Origin of the sequence: Lentzea sp. NPDC058436, from assembly GCF_042721515.1 — a bacterium.
Classification (GTDB): Bacteria; Actinomycetota; Actinomycetes; order Mycobacteriales; family Pseudonocardiaceae; genus Lentzea.
Window position 1 is genome coordinate 172,531 of record NZ_JBHXLF010000011.1, and the last position, 22,095, is coordinate 194,625.

20 protein-coding genes are annotated in these 22,095 nt (G+C 69.1%); 9 read left to right on the forward strand and 11 right to left on the reverse strand.

From position 1 onward, the window contains the following. Window positions 1–155: 155 nt before the first annotated feature. Together ACFWN2_RS31635 and ACFWN2_RS31640 are read right to left on the reverse strand one after the other, a co-directional pair. Entirely contained in the window at window positions 156–1,166 is a 1,011-nt protein-coding gene (locus ACFWN2_RS31635) for a GNAT family N-acetyltransferase (protein ID WP_382433662.1), read from the reverse strand. 4 nt (window positions 1,167–1,170) lie between these two features. After that, entirely contained in the window at window positions 1,171–2,157 is a 987-nt protein-coding gene (locus ACFWN2_RS31640; protein ID WP_382433664.1) for an alkaline phosphatase family protein, read from the reverse strand. Between the two features lie 109 nt (window positions 2,158–2,266). Between ACFWN2_RS31640 and ACFWN2_RS31645 the strand changes: the two genes are divergently transcribed. Beyond that, on the forward strand, window positions 2,267–3,151 hold the full coding sequence (locus tag ACFWN2_RS31645) for a Ppx/GppA phosphatase family protein (RefSeq protein WP_382433666.1): 885 nt from the start codon (window positions 2,267–2,269) through the stop codon (window positions 3,149–3,151). Here the strand turns inward: ACFWN2_RS31645 and ACFWN2_RS31650 are convergent. From ACFWN2_RS31650 to ACFWN2_RS31660, 3 genes are all read right to left on the reverse strand, one after another. Beyond that, window positions 3,148–3,495 carry an STAS domain-containing protein gene (locus tag ACFWN2_RS31650; protein ID WP_382433668.1) on the reverse strand — a complete coding sequence of 116 codons (348 nt, stop codon included), beginning with the start codon at window positions 3,493–3,495 and terminating at the stop codon, window positions 3,148–3,150. The genes ACFWN2_RS31645 and ACFWN2_RS31650 overlap by 4 nt on opposite strands. Window positions 3,496–3,581: 86 nt before the next feature. After that, window positions 3,582–3,815 (reverse strand): DUF6480 family protein, encoded by a 234-nt coding sequence (locus ACFWN2_RS31655; protein ID WP_382433670.1) that lies wholly within the window; start codon window positions 3,813–3,815, stop codon window positions 3,582–3,584. Window positions 3,816–3,836: 21 nt separating this feature from the next. Continuing rightward, window positions 3,837–4,223 carry an ATP-binding protein gene (locus tag ACFWN2_RS31660; RefSeq protein ID WP_382433672.1) on the reverse strand — a complete coding sequence of 129 codons (387 nt, stop codon included), beginning with the start codon at window positions 4,221–4,223 and terminating at the stop codon, window positions 3,837–3,839. Between the two features lie 104 nt (window positions 4,224–4,327). On the opposite strand from ACFWN2_RS31660, the gene ACFWN2_RS31665 reads away from it, so the two are divergent. Next, a complete protein-coding gene (locus ACFWN2_RS31665; RefSeq protein ID WP_382433674.1) occupies window positions 4,328–4,696 on the forward strand; it encodes an STAS domain-containing protein in 369 nt (122 codons plus the stop codon). 493 nt (window positions 4,697–5,189) lie between these two features. Here ACFWN2_RS31665 and ACFWN2_RS31670 read toward each other — a convergent pair whose 3' ends face one another. Continuing rightward, window positions 5,190–9,335 carry a HAMP domain-containing protein gene (locus ACFWN2_RS31670; RefSeq protein WP_382433676.1) on the reverse strand — a complete coding sequence of 1,382 codons (4,146 nt, stop codon included), beginning with the start codon at window positions 9,333–9,335 and terminating at the stop codon, window positions 5,190–5,192. A gap of 137 nt (window positions 9,336–9,472) precedes the next feature. Here ACFWN2_RS31670 and ACFWN2_RS31675 point away from each other — a divergent pair, with 137 nt between their 5' ends. From ACFWN2_RS31675 to ACFWN2_RS31685, 3 genes are all read left to right on the forward strand, one after another. After that, window positions 9,473–10,858, forward strand: a complete 1,386-nt coding sequence (locus ACFWN2_RS31675; RefSeq protein ID WP_382433678.1) for a PP2C family protein-serine/threonine phosphatase — start codon at window positions 9,473–9,475, stop codon at window positions 10,856–10,858. An 83-nt stretch (window positions 10,859–10,941) separates the two neighbouring features. Continuing rightward, window positions 10,942–12,567, forward strand: a complete 1,626-nt coding sequence (locus tag ACFWN2_RS31680; RefSeq protein ID WP_382433680.1) for a PHP domain-containing protein — start codon at window positions 10,942–10,944, stop codon at window positions 12,565–12,567. Window positions 12,568–12,592: 25 nt separating this feature from the next. Continuing rightward, window positions 12,593–13,168 (forward strand): TMEM175 family protein, encoded by a 576-nt coding sequence (locus tag ACFWN2_RS31685; protein WP_382433682.1) that lies wholly within the window; start codon window positions 12,593–12,595, stop codon window positions 13,166–13,168. Here the strand turns inward: ACFWN2_RS31685 and ACFWN2_RS31690 are convergent. Then, window positions 13,140–13,982 carry a helix-turn-helix transcriptional regulator gene (locus tag ACFWN2_RS31690; protein WP_382433684.1) on the reverse strand — a complete coding sequence of 281 codons (843 nt, stop codon included), beginning with the start codon at window positions 13,980–13,982 and terminating at the stop codon, window positions 13,140–13,142. The two genes, ACFWN2_RS31685 and ACFWN2_RS31690, sit on opposite strands and share 29 nt — an antisense overlap. 129 nt (window positions 13,983–14,111) lie before the next feature. Here ACFWN2_RS31690 and ACFWN2_RS31695 point away from each other — a divergent pair, with 129 nt between their 5' ends. After that, complete coding sequence (locus ACFWN2_RS31695; RefSeq protein WP_382433686.1) at window positions 14,112–15,059, forward strand: SDR family oxidoreductase; 948 nt, start codon at window positions 14,112–14,114, stop codon at window positions 15,057–15,059. Here ACFWN2_RS31695 and ACFWN2_RS31700 read toward each other — a convergent pair. Beyond that, a complete protein-coding gene (locus tag ACFWN2_RS31700; protein ID WP_382433688.1) occupies window positions 15,025–15,633 on the reverse strand; it encodes an alpha-ketoglutarate-dependent dioxygenase AlkB in 609 nt (202 codons plus the stop codon). The two genes, ACFWN2_RS31695 and ACFWN2_RS31700, sit on opposite strands and share 35 nt — an antisense overlap. Before the next feature lie 135 nt (window positions 15,634–15,768). Between ACFWN2_RS31700 and ACFWN2_RS31705 the strand changes: the two genes are divergently transcribed. Continuing rightward, window positions 15,769–17,154, forward strand: a complete 1,386-nt coding sequence (locus ACFWN2_RS31705) for a restriction endonuclease (protein ID WP_382433690.1) — start codon at window positions 15,769–15,771, stop codon at window positions 17,152–17,154. A 41-nt stretch (window positions 17,155–17,195) separates the two neighbouring features. Here ACFWN2_RS31705 and ACFWN2_RS31710 read toward each other — a convergent pair whose 3' ends face one another. Further along, entirely contained in the window at window positions 17,196–17,735 is a 540-nt protein-coding gene (locus ACFWN2_RS31710) for a TetR/AcrR family transcriptional regulator (RefSeq protein WP_382433692.1), read from the reverse strand. A gap of 48 nt (window positions 17,736–17,783) precedes the next feature. Between ACFWN2_RS31710 and ACFWN2_RS31715 the strand changes: the two genes are divergently transcribed. Then, entirely contained in the window at window positions 17,784–19,382 is a 1,599-nt protein-coding gene (locus tag ACFWN2_RS31715; RefSeq protein ID WP_382433694.1) for an AMP-dependent synthetase/ligase, read from the forward strand. A gap of 60 nt (window positions 19,383–19,442) precedes the next feature. Here the strand turns inward: ACFWN2_RS31715 and ACFWN2_RS31720 are convergent, their stop codons facing one another. Then, window positions 19,443–20,261, reverse strand: a complete 819-nt coding sequence (locus ACFWN2_RS31720; protein WP_382433696.1) for a DUF2382 domain-containing protein — start codon at window positions 20,259–20,261, stop codon at window positions 19,443–19,445. Window positions 20,262–20,389: 128 nt separating this feature from the next. Beyond that, the gene (locus tag ACFWN2_RS31725; RefSeq protein ID WP_382433698.1) at window positions 20,390–21,094 is read right to left on the reverse strand and encodes an SDR family oxidoreductase; all 705 of its coding nucleotides are present in this window, start codon (window positions 21,092–21,094) and stop codon (window positions 20,390–20,392) included. A 76-nt stretch (window positions 21,095–21,170) separates the two neighbouring features. Between ACFWN2_RS31725 and ACFWN2_RS31730 the strand changes: the two genes are divergently transcribed. Next, entirely contained in the window at window positions 21,171–22,007 is an 837-nt protein-coding gene (locus ACFWN2_RS31730; RefSeq protein WP_382433700.1) for a LysR family transcriptional regulator, read from the forward strand. Window positions 22,008–22,095: the final 88 nt, after the last annotated feature.

Sequence of the window (22,095 nt, forward strand, 5' to 3'; positions counted from 1 at the left end):
CGTAGTCCCTTTCTCGTATTGCGCCCGGCGACACAGTGCCAGATCTGATCAAGCCGTGTAAAGGTGCGTCGAAATCCTTTTTGCAGGCCGCTGAACAGGGCAAAGTCGGTCAGATATGTGAACTCGCTGCATTACGGCGTTGTCAGCGGAATTGTTCACAAGGGTGAACTGATTCCCGGTCGGACGCGGTGCAGAACGGCGTCCAGATGGCACGGCCTGAGGCCGTACCGGCGCTTGAAGGCCGCGTTGTCCCTGCCGTCCTCCAGCGTGGACTTGCCCAGGCGGATCGCGAGCCTCACCGACTCGGCGAACAGCACCCCGAACGGGCTGTAGCCGCCTTCGACGGCGTAGTCGACGCCGCACGTCCAGGTGTGGAACCGGGTGGTGTCGGTGAGGCAGACGCCGGCCGAGACGAGCCTGCCGCGCTGGCGCACCTCGATCACGTGCGCCAGGTCGCCCAGCGCGGCCACGAACCTCGGGAAGGTGGTGCCGGGGTGGTAACCGTTGTTCTCGAACCGGCTGGCGGTCTTCACGCAGAGCAGCGTGATCTCCTCCAGCGAGGCGAGGTGGACCGGGAGGACCTCGGTCGTGACGCCCGCCTGCCGCGATCTTCGCTCGTTGCGCCGGAGGTTCGCTCTGGCGCGCGGGCTCAGGCCAGCGAGGTAGTGCTCGTAGGTGGTGAGGCCGGTGACCCACCTGTCGTTGAGGTGACGGGCGGGCAGGCCGGCCGCGCGCAGGCCGCGCGACAGGGCGCCGCCGCGCTGGACGTTCATGAACCCGCACCAGCGCGCGCCGAGGATCGACGCCGTGCGGATCATGGCGTCCAGCAGCCTCGGCAGCACCTCCGCGGTGGCGGGCACCTGCGCGTCGTAGCAGTGCCACGAAGGGCTGAGCAGCACGGGCTGCCCGACCGACTCCGGGTAGGCCTCGTGCAGGCGGCGCAACGGTTTCGCCGCCGTCTGGAGGTAGGCGGGCGCGACGGCGACCGCTCTGCCGTCGTCGCGCACCACGAAGTACGCGAACGCGTCGACCCTCGTCAGCGGCAGCCGTTCGTACGCGCTCACGTACGCGTGCTGGTAGAAGACCGGTGCGCCCGAATCGCGGACGACCGAGTCCCAATCGGCAGGATCGATTTCCCTTATGCTGCTGGAGAATTCGACGTGCACGCACTCACTGTACGGCCTGCCAGACCGCGAAGGGGACGTCGATCTCGTCGCGCGTCAGGCCGCCGTGCTCGTAGCGCACGGACGGGTCGGGGATCGGGAACCGGGGTGACGCGGCCACCGCGACGACGGGTCCCGCCTCCGGCTGCGGCAGGCCGAGGTCGGTGGCGTGGTGCACGGTCGCCGAGTCGCCGAGAGTCGTTGCCACGCGGTCGAAAACGGCCTCCATGCGGTCCGCCTTCGGGTAGAGCCACCGGGTGCGTCCCGCGCCACCGGACGGGATCACGCACTCCTCGCGCACGATCGCGTCCCAGGCCTCGACGAGGTCCGGATCCGGGTCCACGGCGACCATGCCGTGGTCCGAGTGCGCCACGACCGTCCACCCCTTCGCGGCCCAGCGGGAAGCGTGCGCGTCCAGACGGAGCATGGCCTCGTGCACCGACTCGTCGTACCCGTGGCGGTGCACGTGGTCGTCGATGTTCACGTAGGTCCAGAGGAACCGGGAGTTCTCCTGCGCCTTGTCGAGATCGGCGACGACGTTGGCCACCAGCAGCGGCGGGTCCTCGGCCTGCGCGGAGAGTTTGTGCCGCGCGGGAGCGGGTACACGGGTGCAACCCCGCAGGAGTGCCTGGGCCCAGGTGCCTTCGAGGAGATCGAGCTCCCTGGCCAGCACCGTCGCCCCGTGACGTTCCAGCACGGTCGGCAGGTCCGGGATCGCGGGCGTGCCGTTGATGGCGTGCACGAGCCCGGATCCGTTGCGGTACACCGTTCCCGGCACGCGGTGGACGTCGGCGGGGACGCCGGTGACCGCTGTCAGCAACGCCGTCGCGGACGTCGAGGGCACGGTCGAGGAGAGCGTGACCACCGAGGACGCCGCCAGCCAGGACTGTTTGGCCACGTCCGAGGAGAGACCGGCCACCGCCAGCACGATTACGCCGGACTGTGCCTTGCCGAGGGCGCGTTCGAGCCGGGAAGGTATCTCCGCCAGTGACATTCGGTGACTGTAACGCATCTCATCGGGCGAAGTTCGCCTGTTCGGGGCCTCGGTTCCGCACAATGACTGCCGATGGGGTAAAGAAGACTTGGTAGAAGGAAGGTGGCGGATGTCGGTCGGAGTTCTGGACGTCGGGTGCTTCAGCGCACACCTGGTGGTCGTGGAACGAGACCTGCTGCGTCCGCTGGTGTCCCACAAGGTCCGGCTGCGGCTGGACCGGGAGCTCGACTCGGCCGGGGCCATCAGCGGTGCCGGCGTCGACGCGCTCTGCACCGCCGTCCTGGCCGCCCGCAAGAAGGCGGGCGACGCGCCGTTCCTGCCCTTCGCCACCTCGTCGGTGCGCGACAGCTCGAACTCCGCCGAGGTCATCCGCAAGGTGGCCAGACGCACTGGCGTCGAGCTGAAGGTGTTGTCAGGCAAGGAAGAAGCGCGCCTCTCGTACGCCGCCGCCCGCCACTGGTTCGGCTGGAGTGCGGGTTCGATGGTCGTGCTGGACGTCGGCGGTGGCACCGTCGAACTGGCCGCCGGCTCCGGGGCTGAACCCGAGCGCGCGGTCTCGTTGCCTTTGGGGGCAAGGACTTTGACGAGGGCCGGCCTCACCGTCGCGGACATGAGGTCCGAGGTGGCCGACCGGCTGGAGACCGCTTTCCCCTGGGGCGAGAGCGATCGGGCCGTCGGGTGCTCGAAGGTGTTCGAGCAGCTGGCCCGCCTCGCCGGCGCCCGCAACGGCACCTACGCGCCGCGTCAGCTGCGGCTCAAGGACCTGGAGAAGTGGATTCCGCGTCTCGCGAAGCTGTCCGTGCGCGAACGGGCGGCGCTGCCGGGGATCTCCCGCCACCGGGCCCAGCAGTCGCTGGCGGGCGCGGTGGTCGCGGAGGGTCTGATGAAGGTCTCGGGGCACGACGTCGTGGACATCTCGCCGTGGTCCACGAAGGAAGGCCTGCTGCTGTCGCTGGTCGAACGGTCCCGCGCGCGGAACCCGTCCGCTGCCTAGGCGCTGAGCGCCGTCACCGCGTCGTCCACGTCGTCGAACAGCATGAGCAGCTGGTCGACGGCCGTCATCTGCAACGGGCGCAACACGATCCTGCTGTCGCTCACGACACCGAACTTGATGCCGAGCTCGTCCGCCTGCGCCTGGGTCTCCACCAGCGCGCGGATCCCCTCGGACCCGAAGAAGCGCACCTCGCGCAGGTCGACGACCAGTGCGGGCGGCTTGCGGTCGAGCAACTCGGCGAGTCTGCTGGTCACCGGTGCCGACGACATCATGTCGATCTCGCCGGTCAGGGCGACGATCGGAATGGACTGGACATAGGTAGTTCTCTGTCGAAGCTGGTTCATAAGGACTCCCGTCCGCACCGACCGTACGCGCCATCGTGCGACGACCACAACCTGAACGCAGCGGGGCCCGATCTTGCGGTGCGGCGCTAGGCGAGCAGGAAAGCGCGGGTCAGCAGCATCGCGGCCACCAGCACGGCGAACAGCACGATGATCGCGATCACGATCCGCCCCGCGGTCGCCGAGGGCGGCTTCTTCTCGTGGTGGGAAAGACCTTCCGTGGTCGATCCCGAGTCCGGCGGGGTGTCACCGGGGCGGACCCCGCCACCGGGCTCCAGGCCAGGAGTGCGGTCGGGGTCGGGGTCGGGCGGTAGCGCGGTCATACGGGGTCAGGTACCCCGTTTTCAGGCTTCTAGCTGAGCCCAGACCACTTTCCCGTCGTTCTGCGCCTCAGCACCCCAGCGCACGCTCAGCGCCTGCACGAGCTGCATGCCACGCCCGCGCGCGCTGTTCGGGTCCACGGGTCTGAGCTGAGGCATCTGGGACGACGCGTCGTGCACCTCGACCAGCATCCCGCCGGCCTTGCGGCTCACCGTGAGTGTGATCGGTCCCTCACCGTGGTCGATGCCGTTGGACACCAGCTCCGTCACGACGAGCTGCGCGTCGTCGGCCAGATCCTCGGACAACTCCCAGGAGACCGCGGCCTCGCGCACCACCTGACGTGCGCGAGCGCACGAACCGCCCTCGGCGGTCAGGGTCACCCGCACCTCTGCCAGTGGGTCGTTCAACACAAGGCGCATCGTCGCACATCCGGCGCGTCGTTCGGATCTTTCAGCCCCCCGGTGGTCGCATGGTCGGACGTCGTGCTGCACGATTTGGGTCGCACGAGTCGGGCGTGGCGGAAGGAACGGCGACGATGGAGCTCAACGTCGGCAGCGAGGTCCAGCGGGGATGGCGTGTGCTCGCCGTCGCCGGCGAACTGGACATCGACACCGTGCCCGTGTTGTCCGCGCGGCTGGACGCGGATGTCACCGGGAAGCACGCCGTGCTGGACCTGGCGCACCTGGACTTCATGGACTCGACCGGGCTGGCGCTGGTGCTGGACTGGCACCGGCGGCTGCTGGAGGGTGGTGGGCAGTTGCGGATCGCGGCTGCTCAGGGGCCGGTTCGGCGGTTGTTCGAGTTGGCTGACGTGGCTGAGGTTCTTAGTTTGTTCGAGACCGTGGACGTTGCGGTGGAGGAAGGCGTGGAAACGCCTCACTGAGGTCGTTTGGCGTGAGGCGGCCTGTTGTGCGGGTCGTCTTGCGTGGGCCGGTTTGACTTGCGTTGGATTGTTGCGGGTCGGCTTTGTGCGGGCCGGCTTGTGCGGGTCGACTTGTGTGGGCTGGTGCCAGTTCCAGCGGGGTGGTCGCCTTGCGTGCGTGTGGTCACCTTTGTCGGGGTGGTTGCGCGGGCATTTTCGAGCCGGGTCATTTCATCGCCGCTTCGCGACGATCGCGATTGGGGCTTGACTTCGGGGCCCTTGCGAGGCCTTCCTCGGCCTAGTAAAAGCCGGGCATGTGAAGCCCGGCCGAGTGGTCAAGTTTAAGGCCTCGCACCCAAAGTCAAGCCCCAATCGCCGTCGGGGTTGAGTCATCACCGCTGATCAGAGCCCGTGTAGGTATGGACGCCTCGGCTTCGCCATTGCGTTGGGTGGAAGGGTGGCTCGCCTTCGGCTTCGCGTTTGCGTCCGGCGGCCACCCATTTCGTCTGCCTTGTTAAGCCTCTGCTGTGACGCCCAGGTAATAGGCGATCAGGCGCATTAGGTGTTCTGTGTCGACCGGTTTGGTGACGTAGTCGGTGGCCCCCGAGGCGAGGGACTTTTCGCGGTCGCCCTTCATCGCCTTTGCCGTCACGGCGATCACCGGGAGGTCGGCGTAGCGCTCCATTGCCCGGATAGCTGAGATCGTGGCGTTGCCGTCCAGCTCGGGCATCATGATGTCCATCAGGACGATGGCCACGTCGTCGTACTGTTCGAGCGCCCGCACGCCGGTGATGCCGTTGTCGGCGAAGATCGCCTCCAGGCCGTGCAGTTCGAGCACGCTGGTGAGGGCGAAGACGTTGCGCAGGTCGTCGTCCACGACCAGGACCTTTTCGCCGTGGAAGCGCATTGAGCCCGAGGGGGCCACCACCGGGGCCGGGGTGACGATCGGGGTCGGTTCCGGGAGGACCACGGCGTCCGCGATCACCTTGCCCAGGGGGAGGCAGAGGGTGAACGTCGAGCCGATGCCGGGTTCGGAGCGGACCCTCAGGGCGCCGTTGAGGAGTTGGGCCAGCTCTCGGCTGATGGAGAGGCCCAGGCCCGTGCCGCCGTACTTGCGGGACGTGGTGCCGTCTGCCTGCTGGAAGGCCTCGAAGATCACGGCGAGCTTTTCGGCTGGGATGCCGATGCCCGTGTCGTGCACGTCGAACGCCACTGTGGACGGGTCGTCCATGCGGACGTGGAGGCGGATGCCGCCGTCGTGGGTGAACTTCACGGCGTTCGAGAGCAGGTTCCTGAGGATCTGCTGAAGCCTGTGTTCGTCGGTGTGGAGGGTTTCCGGGACGTTCGGGTCCACGCGGACGGAGAACTCCAGGTTCTTCTCTGCCGTGAGGGGGAGGCAGAGGGTCTCGACGTAGCGGACCAGTTCGTCCAGGCGGACCGGGTCCTCGTGCAGGGTCATGTGGCCCGCCTCGACCTTGGTGAGGTCGAGGATGTCGTTGATCAGCTGCAGGAGGTCGGAGCCCGAGGAGTGGATCGTGCGGGCGAACTCGACCTGCTTCGGGTTGAGGTTGCCGTCGAGGTTGTCCGCCAGCAGCTTGGCCAGGATCAGCAGCGAGTTCAGGGGTGTCCGGAGCTCGTGGGACATGTTGGCCATGAACTCGGACTTGTACTTCGACGCCGTCTGGAGCTGGCGGGCGCGGTCCTCCAGTTCCTCGGAACCGGCCCTCAGCTCGGTCGTGAGGCGCTGGGACTCGACGAGGAGGGCGTCGGTGCGGGAGTTGGCCAGCAGCGTGTTCACGTTGACGCCGATGGCCTCCTTCAGCTGGTCCAGGAGGTCGAGGTGGACCTCGGAGAACTCGTTGAGGGAGGCGAGCTCGATCACGCCCAGGGTCTCGCCCTGGAACAGGATCGGGAGGATCACGAGGTTCGCGGGCGCGGACTCGCCCAGGGCCGAGGAGACCGTCAGGTAGTTGCCCGGCACCTCCCTGACCAGGATCGTCTTCTTCTCCAGGGCGGACTGGCCGACCAGCGACTCGCCCATGGCCACGCGGGTCGTGCGGGCGTTGTCCAGGCGGAAGCCGTACGAGGCGGTGAGCTCCAGCGACTGCTTGGAGTCGTCCTCCTCGATCTGGAAGAACGCGCCGTGGTGCGCGCTGACCAGCGGCGTCAGCTCGCTCATGATCAACGACGCCAGCGCGCGCAGGTCGCGGTGGCCTTGCATGAGACCGGACAGGCGCGCCAGGTTCGTCTTGAGCCAGTACTGCTCGCGGTTGGCCCTCGTCGTTTCCTTCAGGTTCGCGATCATCTGGTTGACGTTGTCCTTGAGCTCGGCGAGCTCTCCTGACGCGTCCACGGTGATCTGCCTGGTCAGGTCGCCCGCGGTCACGGCGGTGGCGACGGCGGCGATCGCGCGGACCTGGGTGGTGAGGTTCGAGGCCAGCTGGTTCACGTTGTCGGTCAGCTTCGACCACGTGCCGGCCACGCCGTCGACCTCGGCCTGGCCGCCGAGCTTGCCCTCCGTGCCGACCTCGCGGGCCACGCGGGTGACCTCGTCGGCGAACGACGACAGCTGGTCGACCATCGTGTTGATCGTGGTCTTGAGCTCCAGGATCTCGCCGCGGGCCGAGACGTCGATCTTCTTCGTCAGGTCGCCCTGCGCCACGGCGGTGGTGACCTGGGCGATGTTGCGGACCTGGTTCGTCAGGTTGTCCGCCATGAAGTTCACCGAGTCGGTGAGGTCCTTCCACGTGCCGGCCACGCCGGACACGCGCGCCTGGCCGCCCAGGATGCCCTCGGTGCCGACCTCGCGGGCGACGCGGGTGACCTCGTCACCGAACGCGCGCAGCGTGTCGACCATGCCGTTCAGGGTCTCGGCGAGCGTCGCGACCTCGCCCTTCGCCTCGACGGTGATCTTCTTCGACAGGTCGCCGTTCGCGACGGCGGTGGCGACGGCGGCGATGTTGCGGACCTGGTCGGTCAGGTTGTCCGCCATAAGGTTGACGTTGTCGGTCAGGTCCTTCCACGTGCCGGCGACGCCCTGCACGCGGGCCTGGCCGCCGAGGCGGCCGTCGGTGCCGACCTCGCGGGCGACGCGGGTGACCTCCTCGGCGAACGAGCTGAGCTGGTCCACCATCGTGTTCAAAGTGGACTTGAGTTCGAGGATCTCGCCGCGCGCGTCGACGGTGATCTTCTGCGAGAGGTCGCCGTTCGCGACGGCGGTGGCGACGTGGGCGATGTTGCGGACCTGGTTGGTCAGGTTGTTCGCCATGAAGTTGACGTTGTCGGTCAGGTCGCGCCAGGTGCCCGCGACGCCCGGCACCGTCGCCTGACCGCCCAGGCGGCCCTCGGTGCCGACCTCGCGGGCCACGCGCGTGGCCTCGTCGGCGAACGAGCTGAGCTGGTCCACCATCGTGTTGATCGTGGTCTTGAGTTCGAGGATCTCGCCGCGGGCGTCGATGGTGATCTTCTGCGTGAGGTCGCCGCGGGCGATGGCGGTGGTCACCGAGGCGATGTTGCGGACCTGGGTCGTCAGGTTGTTCGCCATGACGTTCACCGACTCGGTGAGGTCGCGCCACGTGCCCGCGACACCCGGGACCTGCGCCTGACCGCCGAGGCGGCCGTCCGAGCCGACCTCGCGGGCGACGCGGGTGACCTCGTCGCCGAACGACGACAGCTGGTCGACCATCGTGTTGATCGTGGTCTTGAGTTCGAGGATCTCGCCGCGCGCGTCGACGGTGATCTTCTGGGTCAGGTCGCCGAGCGCCACAGCTGTCGTGACCTGCGCGATGTTGCGGACCTGGGTGGTCAGGTTGTCCGCCATGAAGTTCACGTTGTCGGTCAGGTCGCGCCAGGTGCCGGCGACACCGGGCACCTTCGCCTGGCCGCCGAGCTTGCCGTCCGTGCCGACCTCGCGGGCCACGCGCGTGACCTCGTCCGCGAACGACGACAGCTGGTCGACCATCGTGTTCAGCGTGTTCTTCAGCTCCAGCATCTCGCCGGAGACGTCGACCGTGATCTTCTGCGTCAGGTCGCCGTTCGCCACCGCCGTCGCGACCGAGGCGATGTTGCGGACCTGGTTGGTCAGGTTGTTCGCCATCGAGTTGACGTTGTCGGTCAGGTCGCGCCAGGTGCCGGCCACGCCGGGCACCTTCGCCTGACCTCCCAGCTGGCCCTCGGTGCCGACCTCGCGGGCGACGCGGGTGACCTCGTCGGCGAACGACGACAGCTGGTCCACCAGGCCGTTCACCGTTGAGCCGAGCGTCGCGAACTCACCGCGCAGCGTCTGGTCCGACATGCGCTTGGTCAGGTCGCCCTCGGCGACGGCGGCGAGCACGCGGCTCAGCTCCGACGTCGGCCGCATCAGGTCCTCGACCAGGCCGTTCACCGAGTCGGCGATCAGCGACCAGCCACCGGCGGTGCCCGCGGGCGCCACCCGTTCGGTGAGCCTGCCCTCCTGGCCCACCGCCTGGCGGACCCGGCCCAGCTCACCGGCCAGCCACTGGTTGCGCTCCGCGATCTCGTTGAAGACGTCCGCGAGCGCGGAGACGGGACCGCTCCCCGGCACCACGAGCCTGCGGCGGAAGTTGCCGTCACGCAGGTCTCTCATGGCGGAGAGAACCCGTTCGAGGGTCGCGTCCGTCTCTTCGTTGGCCGTGGTCACTCCAAGCCTCCGTGCCTCGGTGGTCGCAGCCAAGCCTGCCACGTTAAGTTGGGAGCGAGGTAACTTGATGCCGCGAAGCACGCCAACTACCCGCAGGAGGCCGTGATGATTCGGCCGAGCGCGCTGGACGGAAGCGGATGAGCAGCGCCGTGGGCATCGACCTCGACGGCTGGCAGCGCCTGGTGGACGGGCTGCGCGAAGCCGTCTTCGTCGTGGACGCGGCCGGTGTGGTGCGCGTGCGCAACGCCGCGGCCGCCGACCGGTTCCCCCGCCTGGGCGTGGGCGGGCAGTTCGACGTGCACGTCGCGGGCCGCCAGCACGACCTCGGCGACGGCTGGAGTGCCTGGTACTTCACGGACTCCACGCTCGACCACGCGCACCTGCAGCTCGCCGGCGGGTCGTCGCGCGAGCTGACGCTGAAGACGATCGTGCAGCTCGCGGCCGAGTTGCTGGGCGAGCACTGCGTCGCTGTGGTGCCCGCCACACGGGATCGCCTGGAGTGGTGGCGCTGCGACGGCGGTGAGCCCACGGTCACGCGCACGCCCCGCCGCGCCTCGGAGATCGCCGAGGTCCTGACCGGCACGTCCACCCTGACGAGGATCACCTCTTTGGGTGAGGGCAGCTGGGGCGTGCCGGAGGACTTCGGGTGCGCGCTGGCCGTGCCGCTGGGTGTCGGCGGCGCGCTGGTCGTGGTGCGCAAGGGCGAGTTCGCGCCGAACGACGTGGAGCGCGTGCGGCTGTTCGGCAAGCACGCCGCCGTGGCGCTGGAGTCGTCGTCGAAGCTGACCGAGCAGCAGCGGACGATCGAGATCCTGAGGTCGGCGCTGCTGCCGTTGCCGCTGCCCGAGGTCCGCGGTGTGACGATGGCCTCGGTGTTCATCCCCGCCCACCAGCGGGCGCTGGTCGGCGGCGACTTCTACGACGTGCACCCGCGCACGGACGGCTCGGCGACGTTCGTGCTGGGCGACGTCTGCGGTCACGGCCTGGAGGCCGCGGTCCACAGTGGACGTGTCCGGCAGTCGCTGCAGGCCCTGTCGCTGGTCGAGACGAACCCGGTGCGGCTGCTGCACCTGCTGAACACGTCGTTGCGCGCCACCGGCTCGAAGCTCTTCACCACGCTCGTCGTCGGTGAGCTGGTGCCGCTGTCCGGCGGGGGAGCGCGGCTGTCGCTCGCGTCCGGCGGTCACCCCGTGCCGCTGGTGCTGAAGGCCGACGGCAGCGTGCACGAGGTGAGCGCGACCGGTGCGATCGTCGGAATCCTGGCCGATGTCCGGTTCTCCGGCGAGCAGGTGACGCTGGCGCCGGGGGACACGCTGGTCCTGTACTCCGACGGCTTCACCGAGGCACGCGCGCACACCGACCGCACGGAGTTGTTCGGCGAGCAGCGGCTCAGGGCGGTCCTGAAGGAGTGCAAAGGGCTGTCGGCGGAGGAGATCGCACGGCACTGCGAGCAGGCCGTGCTGAAGTGGCTCGACCGCGACGACCACGACGACCTGGCGTTGCTGGCGGTCCAGGCCGTGTGAACGGTGCTGTGAACGAAAATCCCGGTCCAAGGGTTCATCCCGCGTTCGTTTGCCAGGACAGGTCGACCGGCTGAGATCGGCGCATGTCCCACTCTCACGATCACTCGCACGGTGATCACACGCACCACGAGGTCGAGCCGGTCGAGGGCAGCTGGCTCGACCCCGAGGACGACCGCCCGTCGTCGGTCGAGCGCCGCAGGTTCCTGGCGGGCCTGGGCATCGCGGCCGGCGCCGTCGGAGCCGTCGCCGCCGGTACCGGCACGGCCGCGGCGCACGTGCCGGTCAACCCGTGGGGCGGTGGTGACCGCTGGTTCGCGGGCGACCACCACATCCACACCCAGTACTCCGACGACGGCCAGTACACGATCGCGCAGCAGGTCGCGAAGGCGCACGAGTTCGGCCTCGACTGGGTCGTGATCACCGACCACGGCGGCCCCGCGCACCAGAAGTTCTCGATCGACCAGGTCGCGCCGGACATCGAGAAGGTCCGCAGGTCCCAGCGCGACGTGCTGGTCTACCAGGGCCTGGAGTGGAACATCCCCGGCGCGGAGCACGCCACCGTGTTCCTGCCGCCCGGCAAGCACACCGTCGACATCCTCAAGGCGTTCGAGCTCGCCTACGACGGCCGCATCGCGAACAACACCGAGCCGCTCGCCCTGGCCGCGCTGCGGTACCTGGAGGCGCAGGTCCTCTCCGGACGAACCGAGATCGCGCTGATGTTCGCGAACCACCCGTCCCGGCGCGGCGTCGACAGCCCGCACGAGATCCGCGGCTGGCGCGACGCGGCCCCCGGTGTCGCGGTCGGCATGGAGGGCGCGCCCGGCCACCAGGCCGCCGGCATCCCGAAGTCCGCGGGCGGCCCCGGCCGTGCGCGCGGCTACTACGACACGGCCGCCCCGCTGCCCGAGTCGTTCCCGGCCTACCCGCCGGAGTCCTACCGCACGCACGGCGGCTTCGACTGGATGACCGCGAAGGTCGGCGGCCTGTGGGACTCGCTGCTCGCCGAGGGACGCCCGTGGTGGATCACCGCGAACTCGGACGTGCACCAGGTCTTCGCCGACACGTTCACGCCGGGCAAGCAGGACCACGCCACGACGGGCTCGAAGGGCGCGCCGATCGACTCGGGCGTCAAGCAGACCGGGTACGGCGACTTCTTCCCCGGCCAGTACGGCGCGAACATCGTCGGCTCGCGGTCGAAGTCCTATGTGGACGTCATGCGCGGCCTGCAGGCCGGCAAGGTGCTGACCGTGCACGGCCGCCTGATCGACGGCCTGGAGCTGCGCGTGCGGTCACGCGACGACCTGCGCGGCGTGACGCTCGGCGGGCGGACGTTCGTGCGCCGCGGCGGTGACGTCGAGGTGACGATCGAGGTCGACCGCGCCGGTGGCCCGAACTTCTCGGGCGCGAGGCCGGTGCTGGCCAAGGTCGACCTGATCTCCGGTCCGGTGACCGGGCCGTCGGCCGACCGGGACGTGTTCGTGGCGCCGGAGACGACCGTCGCGAAGACGTTCGAGGTGCCGCGCACGGGCAAGATCCGGTTCACGCACACGTTCAAGAACGTCGAGCGGTCGTTCTACCTGCGGCTGCGGGGCAGCGACGGCAACCGGCTCACCTCGTCCGGTGACCCGGTGGTCGACGAGCTCGCGAACTCGGACCCGTGGACCGACCTCTGGTTCTACGCCAATCCGGTGTTCGTGGACGTGATCTGAGTCCTCTCAGGACTACGGTGGCCGGGTGTCCGTGACCCGTGAGCCCGACCGCCTGGTCCTCTTCACCGACGCCGTGGTCGCCATCGCGATCACGCTGCTGGTGCTGCCGCTGGTGGAGATCACCTCGGAACCGGGCGACGAGCCCCCGATCGAGCTGGTCTCCCACCACTGGCCGCAGATCTTCAGCTTCCTGCTGAGCTTCGCCGTGATCGCGCACCTGTGGTTCACCCACCACCGGCTGTTCGAGAACGTGAAGCGGTACACGACGCCGTTGATGGTGCTGAACATGGCGTGGCTGCTGACGATCGTGGTGCTGCCGTTCCCGACGGAGCTGCTCGGCACCTACAGCGGCGACACGTTCGTGCGGCTGTTCTACGTCGGCACGATCCTGGTCAGCAGCCTGTTCCTGACCGCGATCACGTTGCTGGTGCACGCGAACCCCGAGGTGGGGCGTGAGTCCGAGGGGCTGACCAAGGCCGTGGTGCTGCGTGCGGCCGTGCCGTCGACGTTGCTGCTGCTGGCGTTCGTGCTGGTGCCGTTCATCGGCTACTACAGCCTGCTGCTGATGCTGCTCAGCCCGTTGGGGCAGCGGATCCGATGACCGAGAGCAGCTGCAGCTTCTCGTAGCTCTCGGTGCCGGGGGTGGCGGTGTAGACCAGCAGGAAGTGGTGCTGGTCGGGGTCGAGCAACGTCTGGCACTGCAGTTCCAGCGCGCCGACGCTCGGGTGCACGTAGCGCTTGACCTCGCGCGGGCGCAGGCCGATCTCCTGGGCGGCCCACACGATCCGGAACTCCTCGCTGCGGGCGAGCAGCAGGTCGGCGTAGTGGGCCGCGCGGGAGCCGGGGCCGCGCCGGGTGATCGCCTCGCGCAGGCCCGAGGCGAACATCCGGCCGAGGAACTCGTGTTCGGCGGGGTCGTAGAGCGAGCGGGACTCCGGTTCGGCGAACCAGCGGAAGCCGAGGCTCCTGGCCGGTCCGCTGTACCGGGACGCGTCCCCGGTGAGGGCGATGCCGAGCGGTGTCTGGCGCAGGGTCTCGCCCAGTTCGGTGACGATCTCGGCCGCGGTGTCGTGCAGCCGGTCGAAGATCCGCGCGAGGCCGGGACCGACGTGCTCGCTGACCGAACCGCGCTGCGGTGGCGTGTGCCCTGCCAGTCGGAACAGGTGGTCGCGTTCGTCGAGCGACAGGTGCAGGCCCTGGGCGATCGCGGCGATCATCTGCTCGGACGGGTGCGTGCCGCGCTCCTGCTCCAGCCGCGCGTAGTAGTCCGCCGACATGTTGCAACGCGCGGCGACCTCCTCGCGGCGCAGCCCGCTGGTCCGGCGCCGGGATCCGCGCGGGAGTCCGATGTCCTCCGGCTGCAGCGCCTCCCTGCGGCTGCGCAGGAACGCGGCCAGTCCTGCTCGGTCGATCATCGTGACTCCTCTCGCCTTCGTCGTTTCTAACGTGTTCGCCGTGCCGTAGCCACGGACTCTCAGGTCCTGGATCTGCGCCGGGCGTCTGTCCAAGGTGGAATGAGACGACCACGAGCAGGGGAGTGCGCGATGAGCGGGAAGAAGTTCGACGTCGAGGTTCCGGACCTGACCGGGAAGCGTGCCGTGGTCACCGGCGCCAGCGACGGGGTCGGGCTCGGCATCGCGGGACGGCTCGCGGCGGCGGGCGCCGAGGTCATCATGCCCGTCCGCAACCAGCGCAAGGGAGAGGCCGCGATCGCCGAGATCCGTCGCCGGACCCCAAGCGCCCAGGTGTCGTTGCGCTCGCTCGACCTCTCGTCACTGGGGTCCGTCGCCGCGCTGGGCGAGACGCTGATGGCCGAGGACGAGCCGATCCACATTCTGATCAACAACGCCGGCGTGATGACCCCGCCCGAGCGCCAGACGACCGCCGACGGGTTCGAACTGCAGTGGGGCACGAACCACCTCGGCCACTTCGCCCTCGTGCGGCACCTGCTGCCGTTGCTGAAGGCCGGCCGCGCCCGCGTGACGTCGCAGATCAGCATCGCCGCCAACCAGAACGCGATCAACTGGGACGACCTCAACTGGGAGCGCTCGTACAGCGGAGGCAAGGCCTACAGCCAGTCGAAGATCGCCTTCGGCCTCTTCGGCCTGGAGCTCGCGCGGCGCAGCGAGGCGGGCGGCTGGGGCATCACGAGCAACCTGTCGCACCCCGGCGTCGCACCGACGAACCTGCTCGCCGCCCGGCCCGAGATCGGCCGCTCCGGCGACACCCTCGGCGTGCGCCTGATCCGGGTCGCGTCCTCGATCGGCGTCCTCGGCACGGTCGAGTCCGCGCAGCTCCCGGCCCTGCTCGCCGCCACGACGCCACGGCCGGCCGTCTTCTACGGCCCGAGCCGCGTCGGCCACCTCAGCGGCCCGCCGGCCGAGCAGGCGCTCTACAGCCGCCTGCGCGACGAGGACGAGGCGCGACGGGTGTGGGAGGTGTCCGAGGAAATGGTCACTAGCGGACTCCGTGCGGGCGGAACTGGACGCTGATCCGCGGCCCGACCACCTTCGACGTCTTCGGGATGGCGTGCTCCCACGTGCGCTGGCAGGAACCGCCCATGACGAGCAGGTCGCCGTGCCCCAACGCGTACTTGTGCGTCTCACCGCCCCCGCGCGGCCGCAGCAGCAGGGCGCGCGGCGTGCCGACGGACAGGATCGCGACCATCGTGTCCTCGGTCTGGCCGCGGCCGATCGTGTCGCCGTGCCAGGCCACGCTGTCCCTGCCGTCGCGGTAGTAGCAGAGGCCGGCGGTCGTGAACGGCTCGTTCAGCTCGGCGAGGTAGTGCCTGCTGAGGTTCTCGCGGGCGGTGGTGAGGACGTCGAACGGCAGTCCGCCGTCGTAGAAGCACAGCAGGCGCGGCACGTCGACCACGGTGTCGTACATCTGCCGTCGTTCGGCACGCCACGGCACCTCGCCGACGAGCTGGTCGAACACGGCGTCGGCGCCGGTGAGCCAGCCGGGCTGGACGTCGATCCAGGCGCCGTGGGCGAGTTCGGTGCGGCGCGGGGCGAGCGGGGCCAGCTCGGGCTCCGCTTCCAGGTCGAAGAGGGATCCCTGGCGCATGGAGGCAGCATAATCGAACAGATGTTCTAGAGCTAACTGCGGTGATGGAGTCGGGAGGAGCCGAATCGCGATCGGCGCGTGTGGGTGACGCTCCGCCTACCGGTCAAAGCGGACTGCTTGGAGGAAACTGGGTGGATGGTTCGCGATGTGTCCAAGTGGCGTGAGTTGATCCGCGAGTACGGGAGGCTGCGGTCTCTGACGGGGCACACTCCGCAGTCGCGAGGTCAACGGCTCAACGAGTTGATCGTCGAGTTCCTTCACTGCTGGGGGATCGAGGCGGCCGCGAGCGTGCGCACAACCGGAGAGGTCGACGTCGTGTTCGCGCACTCCGGGGTGCGGTTCATCCTGGAGGCGAAGTGGCAGCAGACCAAAGCTGACACGGGGAACATCGCGAAGCTGCAGAAGCGGGTGCGTCAGCGCATTGCTGGAACCTGCGGGATCTTCCTGTCGATGTCGGGGTACAGCGCGGAAGCGCTAGCCGATGTGGCCGACGGTGAGCGTCTGGAAGTGCTCTTGCTCGACGTCTCGCATTGGGAAGCGATGCTCGCCGGGTTGGTGCCGCCGGACGAGTTGCTGCGTCTTGTGCACGACCGGGCGGCTTTCTTCGGTCAGCCCCATACCCCGCTTGTCGACTTGCTGACTCCCGCAGCCGGTCCGCCTACCGTGGACTTCGGCTTGCCTGACGGTGTTCAGGACGATGTGGTGCGGTCCAGTGTCGATGGAGTGGTAGCTGAGGTGGTGCTGTCCGGGATCGACTCCGATCAGCTTGGCATCGCCTGTCAACGAGACGGCCGCCTCCTCGTCACGACCGCGCAGGCGATCCTCCGTGTTGATCTCAAGAGGCAGTCCGTCGCCGTCGCGGTGCCAGTACGGGACTGCCACCGCAATCCGCTGCCTCTGGATGACGGCTCGGTGCTGTTCGCGCGTCGCCACGGAGTGGGGCGCTTCAAGGACGGAGAGGTGTCGACCGTTGGTGGTGGGTCGGTCGGAAACTCGAGCGTTCTGCTCAATCCGGACGGCAGCATTTGGTTGTTCGACAACGGCTACATGGGTGGCATCAGCCCTTCGATCACGAGGCTCGGTGGCCGAGTCGGCGACGAGTCCCGTCAGAACATCGACTACCAGCCGGCGTCCGCGTTCAGCTCTGTGTGGATGTCTCGTGATTCGCTGCTGACCATCGGTAATTCGAGTTTCGCGGTGACCTCGTTCCCAGACGGAGGAACCTCGAGTCACGCACCAACGCAGAGCAACCCGATGGGGATCGTTCACCTCGGTTGCGGAGAAGTCCTGACCGCTGGTGATGGCACCTCTGTGCAACGCACGGATACCAACACGTGGGTCTCTGATCAACTCGTTGATCTGACGCTGAATCCCAGCGTCAACGAACTCGCACTCGGTCACAACGATGACGTCTACATCGCGTCGTACCAACCATGGGTCGGACCGGGTATGAGGTTTGCCGTGGTTCGACTTACGGGCCTCAGGCGTGAACGGGTTGGTGAGGGCGGAGAACCTGCCTAGTGGCGTCAGATGGCTCTGATCGAGTCCTGCGGTATTGAGTTCTAGGGCGACAGCACGGCCCACACGGCGTCCGCGATGATCTCCCGCGCCCCTGCCAGGTCGAACACGCCGAGCAGGAACCGCCGCACCGACTCGTGTGCCGGGCCCATCGCCACCGGCTCCAGCGTCCACGCCGGCACCGCGCGCAGTTCACCGGACGCCATGCGGTCGAGGAACCACGCCAGGACCGGGGCGAACTCCACCATCTTCGCCTCGGGGTCGGCGTGGTCCGGCGCGGCGTAGAGGAAGCGGGCGCGGCTCGGGTTCGCGATGACCCAGTCGAGGTAGCTCAACGTCAGCGTGCGCACGCCCGCCTCGGCCGTGGGGGCGTCGAGGGCGGGCAGCATCGCGCCGACGCACCGGGCGTAGCTGTCGGCGTAGAGCTGTGCGAAGACGCCCGCGCGGCTGCCGAAGTGGTGGTAGATGCTGCCGTTCGACATGCCTGACCTGTCGGTCAGCGCCGCGATCGTGACGGCGTCGAGGCCGCCTTCTTCGACGAGCCTGAGCGCCGCGTCGAGGAGAGACTGTCGTCGGTCGGCCACGAGGGTTAGAGTACCGCTCTGGAGCGACGCTCTAGAGGAGGACGAGCAATGGCGCTGTCGATTCCCGGCCTGCTGCACGACCGGGTCGCCCGCACGCCCGACGCCGAGGCGATGCGGTACCGCGGTGACGACGGCTGGGTCTCCCTGACCTGGGCCGAACTGGAGCAGCGGGTCGCCGCGGAGGCGTTCGGGCTCGTGGAGAAGGGGCTGCGCAAGGGCGACCGCGTGGCGTTGATGGGCCGCACGAGCATCGAGTGGATCGTCACCGACCTCGCCGTGCTCGCCGCCGGGGGCGCCACCACCACGATCTACCCGAACAGCACGGCCGCCGAGGTCGCGCACATCATCGGCGACTCCGGCAGCGCCGTCGTGGTCGTGGAGACCGACGAGCACGCCGGGATGATGCCGGACGGCGTCGAGGTGCTGCGGTTCGGCGCGATCCCGCTGGGCGAGGGCGACTACGACGCGTTGATCGAGGGGCTCGCGCCGGACGACCTGGCCACGTTGATCTACACCTCGGGCACGACCGGCACGCCCAAGGGCGTCGAGCTCACGCACGAGAACTGGCTGACGACGTCGGAGGCCATTGCGTCCCTGGGGATCCTGCAGTCGACGGACCTGCACTTCCTGTGGCTGCCGCTGTCGCACGCGTTCGGCAAGGTGCTGACGATGGCGATGATCGCCGCGGGCGTGCCGACCGCCGTCGACGGCAGCGTCGAGCGGATCGTCGACAACCTCGGTGAGCTGCGGCCGTCGATCGTGGCCGCCGCGCCGCGCATCTTCGAGAAGATCCACGGCCGGATCGTCGCGGGGGCGCGGGAGAAGGGCGGGATCACCGAGAAGATCTTCCGGTGGGCCGACCGCGAGCACGGTCCCGCGACGCGCTGGCTCGCGGATCGCCTGGTGTACAGCAAGTTGCGCGACCGGGTGGGCGGCCGGATCCGCTATTTCGTGTCGGGCTCGGCGCCGCTCGCGCCGGAGATCGCCGAGTTCTTCGAACGCGCCGGCATCACGATCCTGGAGGGCTACGGGCTCACCGAGTCGTCCGCGGCGACGTTCTTCAACCGGCCGGGCATGATCCGGATCGGCACCGTCGGCCCGCCGATCCCCGGCATGGAGGTCAGGATCGCCGACGACGGCGAGGTGTTGCTGCGCGGCCCCGGCGTCATGCGCGGCTACCACAACCGGCCGGACGCGACCGCCGAGTCGCTGGTCGACGGCTGGCTGCACACCGGTGACATCGGCGAGGTCGACGACGCGGGCCGGTTGAAGATCACTGACCGCAAGAAGGAGCTCATCAAGACCTCCGGTGGCAAGTACGTGGCGCCGACCCGGATCGAGAGCATGATCAACGCGGCCTCGCCGTACATCAGCAACGTGATCGTGCACGGCGACCGGCGCAAGTACTGCGTGGCGCTGGTGACGCTCGACCCGGACACGGCGTCGGGCCTAGCCGATGCGGAGTCCGAAGTGGACGGCGCGATCAAGTCCGTCAACGCGCAGCTGGCACGGCACGAGACGATCAAGCGGTTCGCGGTGCTGGACAACGACTTCAGCGTGGAGGACGGGTTGCTGACCGCGTCGCTGAAGCCGCGCCGCCGGGAGATCGAGAAGCGCTACAAGGACGTGTTGGACGGCTTGTACTAGCCGGGCGTACTAGCGAGCCGCCCACCGGCGGAAGTGGTGGGCGGCTCGCTGGTGGTTCGTCTAGCGGCGGCTGCGCGGTTCGTCGTCGCGCTCGACCTCGACGCGCTCCTTGCGGACCTCGCCCTTGATGTCCTTCTGCTCGGTGACGGCGTCCTTCTCCAGCCGGACCCGTTCCGTGGCCTCGGTGCGCTTCTGCACGACCGGTTCCTCGCGGTGCAGCGTCATCTCCGCCTGCTCGTCGGCGAACGCCTTGCCCGTGCGCGCCGCATCACCCTGCACGGGCTCGCGGACGACCCGGACCTCCTCGTGCGTCACCGGCACCGTGATGTTGCGCTGCTCGGTGACCGTGTGCTTGACCAGCCGCACGCGACCGGACTCGACCTGGCGGGTGCCGACGTCGAGCTTCTCCTCCGACAGCGTGACCTCGGCCGCGTCGCCCGCCTCGCGCTGAGCGTGCTGGCCGGTGGCCCGCTGACCCGTCGCCTGCTGACCCGTCGCCTGGCGGCCGCGCTGTCCGGCGGCCTGCTTGCCGTCGAGCCGGTCGTGGTCGCCGGTCTTCGCCTGCGGGATCATCCCGTAGTGCCGGTAGAGGGCCTCCTGCTCCGTGTCCGACATGTGGTCGTCGGAGGTGTTCATGCTCGGCGAGTCCTTCACCTGTTCCTTGCTGACCGGAACGGTGATGGCGCCGCCCGCCACCTGACCCTGCTGGATCGGGACGAAGTGCTCCTTCATCCCGAACAGTCCGGTGTGGACCTCCGCCCACATCGGTTTGCCGGTGCCGTCCTCGAGCCAGACCCGCTTGACCGAACCGATCTTCTCGCCCTTGTTGTCGATCACGTCGCAGTCGTACAGAGCCTCAACGTGCGTCTGATCGATCATGGTCGTCGTCCCTCCGCGTTGGCTGTCGCTTGCAGACGCGAAGTACCCGCCGCCGGAGGTTCAATCTCGGGGCCCCACCGACCGGGTGACCGTGGCCGCCTGGCAGTTCAGCCGAGTGGGGGACGGATTCACCAGGGGACGACGCCGTCGTCGTCGAAGAAGCCGCCGCGCGGGCCGTCGTCCGGGAGGGTGGCGAGCCTGACGGCGATCGCGGCGCCCTGCTCGGGGGTCCGGTCCGGGAGGTGGCCGGTGAAGTCGGTCGCGACGTAGCCGGGGCAGCAGGCGTTGACGATGACGTTCGTGTCCGCGAACGCCCGCGCGTACTGGGCGGTGAGACTGTTGAGCATCGACTTCGACGGCGCGTACGCGGCCATCACCGGACCGGTCTGCAACGTCAGCGAGCCCATGTTGCTCGACACGTTCACGATGCGGGGCGACGCCGAGCGGCGCAGCAGGGGCAGCACCGCGTTGGTCACCCGCACGACGCCGAACACGTTGGTGTCGAGGACGGTGCGGACGACGTCGAGGTCGAGCGTCGTCGGGTCCTGCGGTTGCGGACCGCTGATGCCGGCGTTGTTGACCAGCACGTCGAGCCGGTCGAGTGCGGCCGCCGCCTCGGCGACGCTGTCGTCGGAGGTGACGTCCAGTGCCATCCCGAACGCGTCGATGCCCTTGGCGCGCAGGCGTTCGACGGCCTCCTTGCGCCGGACGTCGTCCCGCGCGCCCACCGCGACCCTGAAACCGAGTGCTCCGAGCCCCTCGGCGATGGCCAGACCGATTCCCTTGTTCGCGCCGGTGACCAGCGCGGTCTTCGTGTCGTTCACACGATCCATGCTCTGGCGCCGCGCGGTCGCTGTCCAAGATCGATCCAGTCAGCCCTGATACCCGCCGGGTATTAGGCTCGGAGGCGTGGACGACCTCGAAACCCGCGAGCTCCGCTACTTCGTCGCGGTCGCGGAGGAGCTCCACTTCGGACGCGCCGCCGAACGCCTCGGCATCGCGCAACCGCCTCTCTCGCGGGCGATCCTGCAGCTGGAACGACGGCTCGGCGTGAAGCTCCTCGACCGGGACCGCCGGGGTGCGGCGCTCACCGACGCGGGCGCGGTGCTGCTGCGGGAGGCCAGGACGGCCCTCGACGCCGTGGCGGCCGCCGTTCGCCGGACGCGCCGTGCCGCGGACCCGTCGCGGCCGCTGGTGCTCGTGACGAAGGCCGGTGCGTCGCACGAGCTGCTGCGCGACCTGCTCGACGCGGTCGACGAGCCGGTCGAGGTCCTGCTGTGCGAGGTGGGGGAGCAGGCCCACCGGCTGCGCGACGGGCAGGCCGACGTGGCGATCATGCACCGCCCGTACGACGACCTCGCCGGGTTCGAGACGCACGACCTCCACGTCGAGGGCCAGGTGGCGATCGTCCCCGCGACGCACCCGCTCGCGGCGCGCGAGAGCGTCACGCTGGCGGAGGTGAGCGACGTGCCGGGCCTGCCGATCGCCCGCTGGCCCCGCCTCGACGGCACCTACCCGGACGGACCGGGACCCGAGGTGCGCACGCAGTCGCAGCTGGCCCAGCTGGTGGCGCTCGGCCTCACCCTGCTCGTGATCCCGGTGTCCAGCCGCGCCTGGCAGTGGCCGGAGCACGTCGCGGTGCCCGTCACGGACGCGCCGGACGTCACGACGATGCTCGCCTGGCCGCCGGGAGCCCCGGTAGGGCCGCTGGTCCGTGCGGCCAGGCGTCGGTTCCTAGTGCGGTGACCACAATCCTCGCCGGGTTGTGCACGGCCCAGGTGGACGCCTCGCGGCACCTCCCCCACGCCCCCGTACAACCAGTACGAGGACGTGG